Annotated in this window: 14 protein-coding genes; 4 read left to right on the plus strand and 10 right to left on the minus strand. The window is 71.1% G+C overall.

The window, feature by feature from the left end; translation table 11 throughout:
• Positions 1 to 38 precede the first annotated feature (38 nt).
• Complete coding sequence (locus tag OJ997_RS30485) at positions 39 to 509, plus strand: TetR/AcrR family transcriptional regulator (protein WP_270029134.1); 471 nt, start codon at positions 39 to 41, stop codon at positions 507 to 509.
• On the opposite strand, the gene rapZ is transcribed toward OJ997_RS30485, so the two are convergent.
• A complete protein-coding gene (gene rapZ / locus OJ997_RS30490) occupies positions 499 to 1,425 on the minus strand; it encodes an RNase adapter RapZ (protein ID WP_270029135.1) in 927 nt (308 codons plus the stop codon). The two genes, OJ997_RS30485 and rapZ, sit on opposite strands and share 11 nt — an antisense overlap.
• A gap of 4 nt (positions 1,426 to 1,429) precedes the next feature.
• Positions 1,430 to 3,310 (minus strand): excinuclease ABC subunit UvrC, encoded by a 1,881-nt coding sequence (uvrC, locus tag OJ997_RS30495; RefSeq protein ID WP_270029136.1) that lies wholly within the window; start codon positions 3,308 to 3,310, stop codon positions 1,430 to 1,432.
• A 71-nt stretch (positions 3,311 to 3,381) separates the two neighbouring features.
• Between uvrC and OJ997_RS30500 the strand changes: the two genes are divergently transcribed.
• From OJ997_RS30500 to OJ997_RS30510, 3 genes are read left to right on the plus strand one after another with little or no spacing between them, the layout of a single operon-like run.
• Entirely contained in the window at positions 3,382 to 4,320 is a 939-nt protein-coding gene (locus OJ997_RS30500) for a glycosyl hydrolase (RefSeq protein WP_270029137.1), read from the plus strand.
• Positions 4,321 to 4,340: 20 nt separating this feature from the next.
• On the plus strand, positions 4,341 to 5,366 hold the full coding sequence (locus OJ997_RS30505) for a threonine aldolase family protein (protein ID WP_270029138.1): 1,026 nt from the start codon (positions 4,341 to 4,343) through the stop codon (positions 5,364 to 5,366).
• Positions 5,366 to 6,301 carry a VOC family protein gene (locus OJ997_RS30510; protein ID WP_270029139.1) on the plus strand — a complete coding sequence of 312 codons (936 nt, stop codon included), beginning with the start codon at positions 5,366 to 5,368 and terminating at the stop codon, positions 6,299 to 6,301. The genes OJ997_RS30505 and OJ997_RS30510 overlap by 1 nt, the downstream gene beginning before the upstream one ends.
• Here OJ997_RS30510 and OJ997_RS30515 read toward each other — a convergent pair.
• From OJ997_RS30515 to OJ997_RS30550, 8 genes are all read right to left on the minus strand, one after another.
• Positions 6,246 to 7,403: an MFS transporter gene (locus OJ997_RS30515; RefSeq protein WP_270029140.1), complete on the minus strand. Its 1,158-nt coding sequence runs from the start codon at positions 7,401 to 7,403 to the stop codon at positions 6,246 to 6,248. The two genes, OJ997_RS30510 and OJ997_RS30515, sit on opposite strands and share 56 nt — an antisense overlap.
• 45 nt (positions 7,404 to 7,448) lie before the next feature.
• Complete coding sequence (locus OJ997_RS30520; RefSeq protein ID WP_270029141.1) at positions 7,449 to 7,976, minus strand: Uma2 family endonuclease; 528 nt, start codon at positions 7,974 to 7,976, stop codon at positions 7,449 to 7,451.
• Positions 7,977 to 8,039: 63 nt separating this feature from the next.
• Entirely contained in the window at positions 8,040 to 9,254 is a 1,215-nt protein-coding gene (locus OJ997_RS30525) for a hypothetical protein (RefSeq protein WP_270029142.1), read from the minus strand.
• Positions 9,251 to 9,640 carry a hypothetical protein gene (locus OJ997_RS30530; RefSeq protein WP_270029143.1) on the minus strand — a complete coding sequence of 130 codons (390 nt, stop codon included), beginning with the start codon at positions 9,638 to 9,640 and terminating at the stop codon, positions 9,251 to 9,253. The genes OJ997_RS30525 and OJ997_RS30530 overlap by 4 nt, the downstream gene beginning before the upstream one ends.
• 112 nt (positions 9,641 to 9,752) lie before the next feature.
• Positions 9,753 to 11,837 carry a M14 family zinc carboxypeptidase gene (locus tag OJ997_RS30535; RefSeq protein ID WP_270029144.1) on the minus strand — a complete coding sequence of 695 codons (2,085 nt, stop codon included), beginning with the start codon at positions 11,835 to 11,837 and terminating at the stop codon, positions 9,753 to 9,755.
• Positions 11,838 to 11,941: 104 nt separating this feature from the next.
• Positions 11,942 to 12,505, minus strand: coding sequence for a Uma2 family endonuclease (locus OJ997_RS30540; RefSeq protein ID WP_270029145.1), 564 nt, complete (start codon positions 12,503 to 12,505; stop codon positions 11,942 to 11,944).
• Between the two features lie 19 nt (positions 12,506 to 12,524).
• Complete coding sequence (locus OJ997_RS30545) at positions 12,525 to 13,874, minus strand: transglycosylase SLT domain-containing protein (protein WP_270029146.1); 1,350 nt, start codon at positions 13,872 to 13,874, stop codon at positions 12,525 to 12,527.
• Complete coding sequence (locus tag OJ997_RS30550) at positions 13,871 to 14,602, minus strand: hypothetical protein (protein WP_270029147.1); 732 nt, start codon at positions 14,600 to 14,602, stop codon at positions 13,871 to 13,873. The genes OJ997_RS30545 and OJ997_RS30550 overlap by 4 nt, the downstream gene beginning before the upstream one ends.
• Positions 14,603 to 14,768: the final 166 nt, after the last annotated feature.

Consider the following 14,768-nt stretch of genomic DNA (forward strand, 5'->3'; position numbering starts at 1 on the left):
CTCTAACGCACCACCGCGGTAACCAGGTGCGGGCCGCCGTGAAGCGCATCGCCCTCACGCAGCTGGAGGCGGGCGGGCCCGCGGCGGTGGCGCTGAACGCGATCGCACGCGAGCTGGGCGTCTCCGGCCCCGCGCTCTACCGCTACTTCAAGAACCGCGACGCGCTGCTGTCCGCGCTGGTCCTGGACGCGTACGACGACCTCGCGGCCGCGCTCGAGCCGGCGCCCGATCTGTGGTCGGCGGCGCGCGCCTACCGCGCCTGGGCGCTCGCCCAGCCGCACCGCTACCGGTTGCTCTTCAGCGCGCCGTGGCCGGGCTACGACCCGCACCAGCCGGCGCTGGTCGAGGCCGCCAAGCGCTCGATGGAGGTACTGCTGCGGTTCGTCGACGAGGAGCGCGCAGTGACGCTGTGGTCACGCGTGCACGGCCACGTCAGCCTGGAGATCGAGGGCAACTTCGCCTCGATGGGGCTCGACGCGGACCGCCTGTTCGCGCACGTCACGGCTTGATCGGGAGCCGGTCCACGTCCCGGTGGGCCGACTCGACGAAGTACTCCGGCCGGTCCCGGAAGTGCGCCGCCAGGTTCTCCGTGATCGCCACGGAGCGGTGGCGCCCGCCCGTGCAGCCGATCGCCACCATCAGGTGCGCCTTGCCCTCCGCGATGTACTGCGGCAGCAGGAACTCGAGCAGCGGCTTCACGTGCCCGTAGAACTCGTCCAGCCGCCCGTCACGCCCGACGTAGTCGACGATCCGCTGGTCGAACCCGGTCAGCGGGCGCAGGTTGGTGTCGTAGTGCGGGTTGGGCAGGAAGCGCACGTCGAACGCGAGGTCCGCGTCACGCGGCGGGCCGTGCTTGTGGCCGAAGGACGTGAACGTCACGGCGAGCTTGCCGGACGACGAGCCCGGCCCGAGCAGCTCGTCGGCCACCTTGCGGCGCAGCGCCGTCGCGCTCAGCCCACTCGTGTCGATGACGATGTCGGCCTTGTCGCGCACCGGCGCCAGCAGCTCGATCTCGGCGCGGATGCCGTCGACGACGCTGCCGTGCGGCGAGAGCGGGTGACGCCGGCGCGTCTCCTTGTACCGGGTCACCAGCGTCTGCTCGTCCGCCGCGAGGAACACCACGCGGTGCTGGACGTTGGCGTCCACCAGCTGGTCGAGCACGCCCGCCAGGCCCGCCAGGTAGTCGCCGCCGCGTGAGTCGCACACGACCGCCGCGCGCTCAACCTTCGAGCCGGCGTGCATGAACAGCTCCGACAGCGAGCGGATCATCTCGCTCGGCAGGTTGTCGACGCAGAAGTAGCCCGCGTCCTCGAAGACGTTCATCGCGCTCGACTTGCCCGCGCCCGAGAGCCCGGAGATGACGACGAAGTCCTCCAGGTTCGAGTTGCCGACGCGCCCATCCGCGTCTCGCACGGCGTTGGCCACGAGGTCAGCGTCCAGTCTTGTTGAGGTGGGCGTACAGGTCGCGCGCGACCTTCTGCGGGACGCCCGGGACCTGCTCGAGCGCCTCACGGGAAGCGCCGAGCACCGCCTCGGGTGAGCCGAAGTGCTTGAGCAGCGCGCGCTTGCGCGCCGGCCCGACGCCGGGAAGCTCGTCCATGATCGACTCGGTCATGGCCTTGTCGCGGCGGATGCGGTGGTGGGTGATCGCAAACCGGTGGGCCTCGTCGCGGACGCGCTGGAGCAGTTGCAGCTCCGGCGTGTCGTGCGCCATCAGCACGGGATTCGGCACACCGGGCAGGAAGACCTCCTCGATCCGCTTGGCCAGCGACACCACGGTCGCGCCGTGGTCGCGGAAGCCCTGCAGGTGGGGCAGGCCGGCGCCGAGCTGGCCCTTGCCGCCGTCGATCACGATCAGGTTCGGGAGCGCGGCGAACGACGCGTCGCGGTCGGCGTCGTACGGCGACTTCTCGTTCTGCTTCTCCCACTGCGCGTAGCGGCGCGACAAGACCTCCGCCATGGACGCGAAATCATCGTTGCCATCGTGGGAGCGAATGGTGAAGCGCCGGTAATCGCTCTTCTTCGGCGCGCCGCCCTCGAACACCACCATCGACGCGACGGTGTGCGTGCCGCCGACGTGCGAGATGTCGAAGCACTCGATCCGCACCGGGATCGTGCTCAGCTCCAGCGCGGCCTGGAGGCCGTTGAGCGAGTCCACGCGCTGCTGGCGCTTGCGCTCGCTCTTGAGCTTCTCCTGGTCGAGCGCGAGCTTGGCGTTGCGCTCGGCGAGCTCGAGGATGCGGAACTTGCCGCCCCGCTCGGCGGCGCGGATCTCGACCGTGCTGCCGCGCCGCTCGCCGAGCAGCTGGCCCAGGACGCCCAGCTCCGAGCCCTCGGACATGACGCCCTGCACCACGATCAGCGGCGGGATCGACAGCGCGCTGGCGTAGAACTGGAGCATGAACTCCTCGGCGACGATCGCCGCGTTCTGCTCGGCCTGGTTGTCGAGGTAGAACGACTGGCGGTCAGACAGCACACCGTCACGGACCTGGAAGACCTGGGCGTTGGCCTCCGTGCCCTCCAGCGCCACCGCGACCGCGTCGTAGGTGCCGGCGCCGCCCTCGGCCACGCGCTGGCGCTCGAGCAGCGCCTTGACCGACTGCAGCCGGTTGCGCTCGATCGTCGCCTGCTCGTAGTCGCGCTCGCCGGCGGCGAAGTACATCTTCTTCTCGAGGTCGCGCTCGATCTGCTTGAAGCGGCCCGACAGGAACGCGACGACGCCGTCGATGCCCTCGCGGTACTCCTCCTTGGAGACGTAGCCGACGCAGGGCGCCCCGCAGCGCTTGATGTAGTAGTCCAGGCACGGCGAGCCGCTGTGGCGCCCCGGCTCCGTCCCCTCGCAGGAGCGGAAGAGGAAGATCTTGCCGAGCAGGTCCAGCGTGCCGCGCACGCGCTTGGCGCTGCTGTAGGGGCCGAAGTACGCGCGCTGCTTCTTGTGGCGCTCGCGGGTGAAGTAGACCCGCGGGAAGTCCTCGTCGAGGCTGATGGCGATGTACGGGTACGACTTGTCGTCGCGCAGCCGGATGTTGAACTTCGGCTTGTACTGCTTGATGAAGTTCTGCTCGGTGAGCAGCGCCTCGGCCTCGGTGGTGACGACGAGCGGCTGGATGTCGTCGATCTCCGACGTCAGCGCGGTCGTCCCGTACATCGTGGGGTTCGAGAAGTGACTCGCGACGCGCTTGCGGATCGACTTGGCCTTGCCGACGTAGATGACCTTGCCGCGCTTGTCCCGGAACACGTACACGCCCGGCTGGTCAGGGAGTGCGAGACGTTGCTCGCGAAGCCGCTCGGATTCGGTCTGAACTGCCATTCGTTGCTGCAACAAAGGGTACGAACCGGGCCGGTCCGCAACTCGGGGGGCTGCTATCGGTTCCTCACCGTATGCACCGAACGAGAACGACGATCGTCGTCGCCGCCATCGCGGCCCTCGCCATGTGCGCTCCGGCTTCCGCCAACTACCGGGTCGGTCTGAGTGAGCAGAATGCAGCGGTCTTCAGCCAGCCCGCATGGCAGGCGCTGAAGCTCAAGCGCATCCGCTACATCATCCCGTGGGATTACGCCAAGGACCCGGGCCAGAAGGCCGAGGCCGACACCTTCTTGAACGCCGCACGCGCCGCGAACCAGGACGTCCTCCTGATGTTCACCGCCCGTCGAGGCTGCTGGAACGGCAGGACGTACTCGAAGTCCAGCGCCTGCAAGGCGCCCTCGACGAGCGCCTACAAGAAGGCGGTCTCCGCCTTCCGCAAGGAGCACTCGTGGGTCAAGACCTACGCGCCGTGGAACGAGGCGAACCACGTCTCGCAGCCGACGTCCAAGAGCCCGAAGCGCGCCGCCCAGTACTACGCCACGCTGCGCAGCGTGTGCGGCTCCAAGTGCAAGGTGATGGCCGCCGACGTGCTCGACCAGAGCACCGTCAAGAAGTGGCTGACGGACTTCATCAAGTACTCCAAGAACAAGGGCCGCCTGTGGGGCCTGCACAACTACAAGGACGTCAACCGCAAGCAGTCCAAAGGCCTGACGACGGTCCTGAAGACCGTGCCGGGTGAGGTGTGGCTGACCGAGACCGGCGGCATCACCACGTTCGCCCCGGACTTCCCGACGTCGGCCACCCGCGCCGCCGCGTCGACGAAGTACATGTTCACGCTCGCCGACCGCTTCGACTCCAAGAAGAAGGGCTACAAGTCGAAGCTCACGCGCCTGTACGTCTACCGCTGGTTCGGTGAGACGGGCAACTGGGACTCGGGCCTCGTGAACGTCGACGGCACGCCGCGTCCCGCGCTCGAGCAGTTCGCGAAGTACGCCGCCAAGCGGCAGAAGTAGCTAGTAGCGTCCGGCCCCTCATGGGGCTGGTCAATCTCTACTCCGATACGCAGACCCGTCCGACCTCCGCCATGCGCACCGCCATGGCGGAGGCGGAAGTGGGTGACGAGCAGCGCTTCGAGGACCCGCAGGTCACCGCCTTGTGCGCGCGGGTCGCGGAGCTGCTCGGGATGGAGGCCGCGGTCTTCCTCCCCTCCGGGACGATGTGCAACGAGATCGCGTTCCGGCTGCACATCCGGCCGGGCGGCGACGAGGCGATCCTGCATCGCACGTCGCATCCGATCATCGCCGAGGCCGGCGGGCCCGCCGCCTTCGCCGGGGCGATGATGTACCCGCTCGACACGCCGCTCGGCATGTTCACCGCCGACGACGTGCGTGGCGCGCTGCGGCGGCCCGGCGATCGCTACTCGCCGCGCTCCCGGCTCGTGTCGGTCGAGCAGACGACGAACATGGCGGGCGGACGCGTGTGGCCGTTGGCGCAGCTGCGGGACGTCGTGGCGGCCGCGCGGGAGGCCGGGTTGCGACTGCACATGGACGGCGCACGGCTGATGAACGCGGTCGTGGCGTCCGGTGTGCCCGCGTCCGAGATGACCGCCGGGTTCGACACCGCCTGGCTGGACTTCACGAAGGGCCTCGGCGCGCCGTTGGGCGCCTGCCTTGCGGGCTCGGCCGAGCTGATCGACGAGGCGTGGCGGTACAAGCAGATGCTCGGCGGCGCGCTGCGCCAAGCGGGAATCGTGGCCGCCGGCGCGCTGTACGCGCTCGACCATCACGTCGACCGGCTGGCCGAGGACCACGCGAACGCGGCGGTGCTGGCGCGTGGGCTGGCGGAGCTGCCCGGCGTGACGATCGACCCCGACGCGGTCGAGACCAACATCGTCATCTTCGAGCACGACGATCCCGAGGGTCTGTGCGCCCGTTTGCGCGAGCAGGACGTAGTAATGGGTGCGATCGGCCCGCGACGGGTAAGGGCCGTCACGCACCTTGATGTGGACGCCGAAGCGATACAACGAGCCTTGCACGCGCTAGAAAGGGTGTGCGCTTGATGAAGCTCGAAGGCATTCATCACATCACCGCGATCACGGCCGACGCGCCGCGGAACGTCGACTTCTACGTGCGGCTGCTCGGGCTACGCCTGGTCAAGAAGTCCGTCAACCAGGACGATCCGACCGTCTACCACCTCTTCTACGCCGACGAGCACGGGTCGGCGGGGTCGGACCTGACGTTCTTCGAGTACCCGAACTCGCGCGTCGGCCGGGCGGGCGCGGGGATGGCGCACCGCATCGTCCATCGCGTCGCCTCCGCCGACACCGTGGACTTCTGGGCGGACCGGCTCGGGGCCGAGAGCGTGGCGACGTCGCGCGTGGAGTCCGGGCTGCGGTTCGCCGACTTCGAGGGCCTCGAGCACGAGCTGCGGGTCGTGGACGTGCCGGACACGCCGCTCCCGGCGCGCTCGACCGAGGTGCCCGCCGAGCACGCGCTGCTCGGCTTCCACGAGGTGCACGCCGCGGTCGCCGATCCGCGCAAGTCCGAGCGGCACCTGCGCGAGACGCTGGGCTTCGACGAGGTCGGCGCGCACGCGTTCGAGTCGCGCGGAACGGCGCGCGGCGGCGGGATCGTCTTCGAGCCCTCCCCCGGGCGCAGCCTCGGCGGCGCGGGCACGATCCACCACGTCGCGTGGGCCTCCCCCATGGACGACCACAAGGCCTGGCGCGAGCGCCTGGTCGCCGCCGGGTCGCAGGTCACGCCGGTGATCGACCGCTTCTACTTCCGGTCGATCTACTCCCGCGAGCCGGGCGGGATCCTGTTCGAGATCGCGACGATCGGGCCGGGCTTCGCGACGGACGAGCCGGCCGAGACGCTCGGCGAGTCGCTCGCGCTGCCGCCGGAGTTCGAGCACCTCCGCGAGCAGGTCGAGCCGCTGCTCACGCCGCTGCCGGACGTGCGGCAGTGGCGACCCTCAGCGGCACAAGCTTCGTGAGCAGCGCGGCGAGCGGCAGCGCCGCGCCGGCGATCACGAGCGCGCCCCGCGGGCTCGTGAGCGCGATGACCAGCGGGGCCAGCATCGCACCCGCGCCGGTCGTCAGCCAGTAGCTGGACTCCAGGCGCGCGAACGTCCGGGCACGCACCGCGTCGTGCGTGAGCCGCTGGATGAGCGTGATGCCCGCGGTCTCCACGAGCGAGTAGCCGACGCCCAACGTGGTCAGCGCCACGAGTGCCGCGGCCGGACCGGGCAACGCCGCGAGCGCGAGCAGCGGCGCCCCGACGAGCACCGTGCCGAGCGGGAGCGCGCGGGTGGCGACCCGCAGCGCGAGCACGCCGCCGAGCACCCCTCCCACGCCCCACGCGCCATTGAGCCAGCCCACGCCGGCCTCGCCCACATCGACGATCTCGAGCGCGGTGACGACGACGAGCACGTCGACCATCCCCTCCACGAGCGTGCTCACCGACAGCACCGCGACGAGCACGCGCGCCCGCCGATCCAACGCCGAAAACGCGACACCTGTTGCTAAAGAGGGACAGTCCCTCTTTATGTTCGTGAGCAGCGCGGCGGCGAGGAGGAAGGTCAGCGTGGCGCCGGCGAACGCGGCGGGTGCGCCGATGGCCGCGGCGAGGATGCCACCGGCCAGCGCGCCGAGGATGAACGCGGCGTTGTCGATCGTGCTCCAGAGCGCGTTGGCGGCCGCGGGACGGTCGGTCAGGTGCGGGATGAGCGCGGCCTGCGCGGGCTTGTGCGCGGCCTGGGCGATCGTGAACAGCGCACCGAGCACGAGCGTCGCGGCGAACACGTGCGCCGCCGCGGCGAGCGCGAGCGCGCCGAGCAGGACGGCGCGGATGAGGGTGGAGGCGAGCAGGACGTCGCGCCGCGAGCACCGGTCCGCGACACGGCCCAGCAGCGGTGCGGCCAGCCCGGCGGGCACCATCCGCGTCAGCGCCGCGAGCCCCACCGCCGCTGCTCCGCCCTCACCGTAGGCGTGCACCGCGAGCGCGACCATGAACACCCAGCCGCCGAAGGCCGCCGCCGCCCACGCGGCCTGCAGTCGACGCAGGTCCGGCGTGGCGAGCGCGTCGCGGAGCGTCATCGGCCGACGCTCGCCCACCCACCTTGGGCTGCGGTTGGTGGTTCCTTAGAGCGCGGGGATCAGGTCGCCGACAGTCGCCCTGAACTCGGGCATCTGGGGAGAGATCAAGTCCTCTTCGGCGTGTCGTTCCCACACGCCGTCGCTGCGATGCACGATCACGCGACGGCCCACCGTGTCCACAAGCCACAGCTCGGGAACACCGTGTTCCAGGTAGAGCTCGCGCTTGCGGCCGAGGTCGTAGTGCCAGGTGCTCCGCGAGCGAACCTCGACCAGCAGGTTCGCAGCCTTCTCGGCACGCCGGGTGTCAAGCGGCAGCGGTTCCTCGAACCACAGCACGTCCGGCGCGAGGACGCTGGTGTCGTACACGACATCGAGCGACAGGATCGCCGTGCCGCGGCCCGTTGGGCTCTGGGTCCACAGTCGGAGCGCCATGCCGATCTCGAGGACGACGTGCTGGTGGAGGGGAGTCGGCTGACTCACGACGACATGGCCGTCGATGAGCTGGGTGCCGCGCGGCCACTCGCGCGCCAAGAACTCCTCGACGGTGAGCCGATCGTCAACTGCCGTGCTCATGCTCGCAATGGTAAGGCCACATGCCCCTCCTAGGGCACGGTGGACAGAGTTCGCCCCCTCCGGCTAGGAGAAGGTCACGAGCGGGCCGTCCATGCTCTTGACGCCCGCGACGCACGCCTTGCGCGCAGCGGCCGTCGGGAGCTCGGGGCACCCGGTGGTGCGGAACTTCCCGTCGCTGACGACGCCGAGGGTCTTGCCGAGCCAGCGGTCGCAGGCGATCGCGAGCGCGCCGCGGAAGGTCGTGTTGCACGCCTTGATCAGGTCCACCGACATCTCGGGCGGGAAGTTCATGAGGTTCTGGACCTTGGTGCCGCGGATGCAGGCGATGACGTCGGTGTCGACCTCCATGCCGGCGCAGACGGCGAGCTGGTTGACCGGGTCCGGCGGGCCGATGACGCTCGCGCCGGTCACGCACGCCTGGCGCTGCAGGCCCTCGAGGCCGGAGCACAGCTCGTCGATCTGCGGGCCGGACTCGACCCGGGTGCCTTTCGCCGTCTCCACGAACGAGCGGTACCAGCACACGCGCACGAACAGCTCGGGCTGGGCGCCACACAGCTGACGCGGGTCGGTCACCAGGTCCTTCGGCTTGGCGGTGGAGTCGAGGCCGTTCACCGCGAACCAGTAGTCGTGGTAGATGCCCTGGGAGCAGTCGGCGGCGAGGCCGCTGCCCAGCTGCTCGCACATCTTCAGCGAGGACGCGATCTCCTCGTTGGTCAGGCGCATGAACGCGTGGCCGAAGCCGTGCGTGCAGCTGTAGCGCTGGTAGCGCGTCTCGGAATTCGCGCACAGGCGGACGGCCACCTTCGGCCCCGCCTTCTCGATCTCCGGCGCGACCGCGGTGACGAGGCCGTGCGCGTAGCCGGCCGAGCAGCCCGGGTCGTTCGTGCGCGGCAGGCTGTCCATCAGCTTCGCGAGCGTCAGGCCGGTGCGCAGCGCGTACTCGCGCGCGACCGTGTGCATGATCCCGTGGCAGTTGGCCAGCAGGAAGCCGGACTGGTCGGCGTACGCGGCCTTGGTGATGCCCTCGACGGCGGCGAGCGGGTCGCCCGCGCCGTTGACGATCGCGGCCAGCTCACGGGAGTAGCAGGAGCGGCCCTCGTCCTGGACGAGGCCGGCGCAGGAGTTCAGGTCGCCCGTGGCCGCCGGCTCGGCGGTGGCCTCCTCGATCGACTTCGTGAGCGTCTCGTCGGGCGCGGGCTTCGGGGCTTCGCTGCCGCCGCAGCTCGCGACGGTGAGGAGCATCAGCGCCGCGAGGGCGACGACGAGGAGGCGCCTCACTGCGCGACCCAGCTCGTCCAGGAGGGCGTGCTCTCGTCGGTCGCGCCGACCCGGATGTGCAGCTCGCACAGCAGAGCGGCCGACGTGTCGTCCTGTGACGCGAACGTCACGACGTTGGTGGTGCTCTCGTCGGGCGCGGCGAAGATCGCTTGGGGCGTGCCGGCCCGGCCACCGGCCGCGACGAGCTCACGCCCGACCTCGCGGGCGTAGCAATCACGCGCGGCATCGCCCTTCAGGTTCGTGCAGAGCCCGACGTTGCCGCGCGCCGCGACCGCGGCGGACGGGTCTTCGCCGCGGACGAGCAGCACGCCGAGAACGGCGCCCGACGCCAGCAGGGCAACGAGCGCGGCCCAGCGGCGAGACGGTGACAGGAGACTCTGCGTCAAGACGGATTCCAGCGTAGTCGGGGTGTTACGCCACCCCTCCCCGAAAGGTTGGGTGCCTGACCGGCCACCCGCCGGCCGGAGCCGACGGGTGGCCGGAGCGGACATTCGCTCCCTACGGGTTCGTGGTGGAGAGCGTGAACGTCAGCGTCTTGCTGTACGTCCCCGTCCGCAGGGGGTCGCCGGCAGCGATGGCCTGCTTGAAGGCCACCGTCGCCGGATCGTTGCTGACCGGTGCGGTCCAGGTCAGCAAAGGCGTGGGATTGGCGGAGCCGCCGACCGCGGCGAGCGCGGAGCCGGCACCGGCCGCCGGGCTCGACGCCGCCGCGCGGAGCGGCTGCGCGAGCGCGAACGCGCCGTTGACGAGCTTGCCCGTGTTCACGGTGTCCGCGTCGGAGACCGACAGCGTCGCGCTGCCGGCCGTGCTGATCACGTCCGCCTTCGTGCTCGCGTCGTACTCGCGGGCGACACCGGGCACGAACGCGCCGAAGGTCGCCGGCACGCCGAGCGTGAGGCTGAGCGTCGCCGGCACCGTGCCGCCGACGTTGCCGGTCGTGCACAGGCTGCGGTTCGCGAGCTCACCGCGCTTGATCTTGAGCGTGGTGCGCTCGAGCACCGTGCCGTCCGGCGCCGAGCAGACGAGCGTGTAGGACTCGTCCAGGTGCGTCGCGTTGTACTGGCTCGGGCGCACCGACGGGTTGACGTGCCACTCGAACCTGCCGGTCGCCGGGACCGTGATGCTCTGGGCGATCGTGTTCGGGAAGGCGCGGACCTCGGCGGGCTGGCCCGTCGTCCACACGGTGCTGGAGGTGTCCAGCGTGGTGCTCTTGGACAGCGTCAGCGTGGTGCCGGCCGGGGCGGTGCCCGTGAGCACGGAGTGCTTGTCGGCCTCGGTGGCCGCGGCGAACGCGTCGTAGTACAGGCCGCGCATGGTCTGGTTCGCGTAGCGCGTGCCGGTGCCCAGGTAGTTGTCGATGACGTTCTGGTACGGCGGGTGGAACGTCTGCGTGCCGGAGAAGCCCGGGGTCGCCTCCGGCGTGAAGCCGAACGCGCCGTAGGCGTAGTAGGCCTGCTGCTCGGCGGTCGAGGACGCCTCGTAGTAGACGTCGGTCCACGGGCCCGCGGCCCAGCCGGGCAGGTTCTTGGAGAGGCGCTGCAGGAGGGCCTCGTACGCGACCTCGTCGGCGACGACGTCCGGCTCGTTGGAGGAGCTCGGCGCGCGCAGCAGGCGCTGGTCGGGCGTGTGGTTGTTGATCGCGACGGTGACGTTGCTCTTGTTGAGCAGGTCGATCATGCCCTGGATCTCGGGCTCGGAGCCCGGGGCCTCACCACGCGTGTTGGAGGCGGTGGCGCTCGAGCTCGAGCCCGGGCCGCCCCAGAACGGCAGGTAGTTGCGGTTGAGGTCGATGCCGCGGTTGACGTTCGCGGCGAGCGTGCAGTCGGCGAGCGTCGGGATGACGCCGGCGGCGATGCGGCAGTTCTTGCGCTTCTGCTCGTTCTGCATCGAGCGGCTGAGGTCGTAGCCGTCAGGGTTGACGACCGGGACCGCGATCAGCTTGCCCTTCTCGAGCAGCGCGCTCGCGTCGTCGCCGGGCTTGTCGTTGAGCAGCAGGTCCCAGACGAACTCGAGCGTGAACTCGACGGTCGGCCACTCGCGGGCGTGGTGGGCGCCGCTGAGCAGGAAGCTCGGCTTCGCGCCGGCGGTCGCCACGTTGTGGCTGACCTCCACGCCGTAGATCGTCTTGCCGAGCAGCGACGTCTTGCTCAGCTCGAAGAGCTTGACCCGATCGGGGTAGGTCGCGGCGAGCTGCTGGAGCTCGGCGTTGACGTCCGTGAGCGTGCGGTACGCGACGCGGCCGGTCGGGAGCGTGGACAGCGGTGCGATGCCGCGCTCGGCGCGCTCCTGGTGGTCATCCTCGGAGTCCAGGTAGGCGTCGTTGGCGCCCTCCATGTCCTCGATCAACACCTTGTAGGCGTAGCCCGCGTCCTCGAGGATCTGCTTGTCCTCGGGGCCGTGGAGCATCAGCTCCGTCCGTGTCTCACCCTCGTGCGTCACGTCGAGGCCGAGCGCCTCGAGGTTGTGCAGCACAGCGTGGCTGGTCTCTTGGACCTCCACGAGCGTCGTCTTCGCCTGCGCGATGCCCGGCACGAGCAACGCGGTAGCCACCGCGAGCCCGGCAACGAGCTTGGAACCCTGCAACCCAATCCCCCCTCTGGTCAAGTCCCCTCCTGACCTTCATGTCCGGCGAGGCGCACGCTAGGGGAGTTGCCTCCACCGCGCGACTGCTTGGGTGTGGACTTCTCTCAGCGCAGGCCGTCGAACAGCGCGGCCAGGTCGAGCGGTTCGACGTCGACCTCGAGCGGCTGGAGCGTGCCGGTGGGGCCGTGGGTGGTGTACGTCGCGTAGCCGTCGGGGGTCGGGTCGCGGAACACGCGCACGCGTCCGGCCTTGATGTCGACGACCCAGCACTCAGGGATGCCGGCCTCGGCGTAGAGCGGGGGTTTGATCTGCGTGTCGGTCTTGAGCGACGTCTTTGCCACCTCGGCCACGAGCAGCGCACCGTACGGATGCTCGTGCAGGTGGTCCGCACGCTCGACGACGGCGATGTCCGGTTCAGGGAGCGACGTGTCGTCCGCCACTCTGATGACACCCTCGATGCGGACCCTATGTGAACCGGGGTTCCACAGCCACTCGGCCAGACGGCTCTTGAGCTCGCAGTGGTCGGGGCCTTTCACGGCCTTCTCCGTGAGCATCCCGTGCAGCAGCTCGAAGCGGTTGTCCTTCGGGATGATCCCGGCGTCCAACATCCGCATGACCTCGTCGGCCGTGAGCGGATGAATCGGGCTATCGCCGAGCACGAAGGCCATGGGGGCGATCGTAGTCATTTCACGAGACCAGGCGGACGGTCAGCGCGGAGCCGCCGGGCGCGAGTGGCTGGCCCGCGCCGGACATCAGGCCGAGGATGCGGGCGACGTAGCCCTGCGTCTCCGGGAACGGCGGGACGCAGCCGCACGCGGCGACGCGGCCCGGGCCGGCGTTGTAGGCGGCGAGCGCGAGCGGGACGCTGCCGAACTGGCGCAGCAGGTCCCGCATCATGTGCGCCTGGGCGTTGATCGCCTCGGTCGCGTCGAACGGGTCTTCCAGGCCGTACGCCCGGGCCGTGCCCGGCATGAACTGCGCGATGCCCTGCGCGCCGGCTTTGGAGACGGCGAACGGGTTGAAGTTCGACTCGGCGTACAGCTGCGCCGCGAGGAGCGTGGCGGAGACGTTCCAGCGCTGCGCGGCCTCGCGCAGGATCGGCGCGAACCTGGGCGGCACGAAGCCCGGAACCGCGCCGCGGCCGACGCCCGCTTTGCCGTCGTTGCCGGTGGAGGACGCCGAGCCGGCATTGAGCGTGTAGCCGTAGTGCCAGGGCTCCCAGCTGTAGCGCTGGACGAAGTGGAAGCGCGTCGCGTTGGACGCCAGCCACGCGTAGGCCGCGGGCGGGCCGATGTCGAGCTCGGTGCCGTTGCGGTGCAGCGACTTCCCGGGCGGCGCGACCATCCGCGGGTCCGGATTGCGGGCGAACAGCACCGCCTGCTCGGCGTCCGAGCGGAAGCCGCTGTTGATCGTGAGCGCGACCCCGTCCTGCTTGGCGGCGGCCTCCAGGCGGTCGAACGCCTGTGCCACGTCGGGTCGCATCGGCTTGCCCTGTCTGTACGCGAGTGGGCCGTCGTAGCCGCCGCCGCTGGCGAAGCCGAGCTGCGGTGACGCGCCGAGCTGTGCCTCCGCGGTCGCCCGGATCGTCGCCTCCTGCTTCGCCTTGCCCCTGCCGACCTCGACGACGTCGGTGACGGCGACCCGCACGCGCACCGGCGCGATCGTGCCGGCGTCCGGGAAGCTCACGATCGCGGCGGCGCCGTTCTTGGCCGCGACCTGCAAGGCCACCGCGCGCCCGATCGCGAGGTACGCCTCCTTCTCCAGGTGCCGCGGGTTGGAGGCGTCATCGATGACCGCGGGCTCGAACAGCCGGTCGTAGTGCGCGTGCATGGCCTTCGCGCCGGCGACCGCGGCCAGATCCGCCGCTCGCTGCGCCGCGGCCTCGCGCCCGACCGCCTTCGCGACGGCGCCCGCGATGACCACGGCGATCAGGACGCCGGCCAGGCCGCCGACGAGCAGGACCGACGCCTGGCCGCGCTCGGAGCTCGCGCGCCTGATGCCGCCCGAGCGTCGGGCTCGGGCCGCCGGGCCGCTCATCGGTCGCTCCCTCGTTCCGGGCGGATGAGGCGTCGGACCGTGGCCGCGGGACGGAGGCCGGCCCGTGCGAGCTCGCGGGGCAGCCCACGCCGCAGTGGCGGCGTGGTCGCGACGCGGGACAGCCCCGCCGTCGCCGCGATCGCCAGTGGCCCCTCCGGGTTCGCCGTGACGAGCACGACGAGGTCCTGGTCGGCGAGCGCGACGTCGATCGCCGCCGTCCGCGGCGCGGTGACCGCGAACACCACGGGCGCCGCGACGAGCGCGACCTGCCACGCCAGCGCGGCCAGCTCCGGATCGGCCGGATCGAGCCGCACCCACGCGAGCCGGCCCCGCACACGCGGGTCGAGGCCTTCCGCCTGCAGCCGCGCGGCCAGCCGCCGTCCCGCGCCGCCTCCCCCACTCCCCTCCGGCAGCGGCGGACCGATCACCGCGACCGTCGCCGCCTTCGACCGCGTCTCCCGACGCAGCGCGAGCGCCAGCGCGGCCGCGACCGGCTCGGCCTCGCCCGCTCGACCGACGACCGCGGCACCCGTGACCACCTGGACCGGCGCGACGAGGTCCGCCACGCCGGGCGCCGCCCCGAGCGGGTCGCCCGGGACCAGCGCGGCGGCCGGCGAGAACGCGACGCCGGGCGCGGTCGGGGCGGACCCGGGCGGAACGTGCGGCGCGAGCGCGGGCGGCGCAGACGCGGACGGAACGTGCGGCGCGAGCGCGGCCGGCGCAGACACGGACGGAACATGCGGCGCGAGCGCGGCCGGCGCAGACGCGGACGGAACATGCGGCGCGAGCGCGGCCGGCGCAGACGCGGACGGAACGCGCGGCGCGAGCTCGGGCGGCGCGGACCGTCACCCGGGTCGTCCCGGCGGGCACGCCGGTGAGCTCGGCGGCGAACGC

The sequence above is a fragment of the Solirubrobacter phytolaccae genome (assembly GCF_027587195.1).
Lineage (GTDB): Bacteria > Actinomycetota > Thermoleophilia > Solirubrobacterales > Solirubrobacteraceae > Solirubrobacter > Solirubrobacter phytolaccae.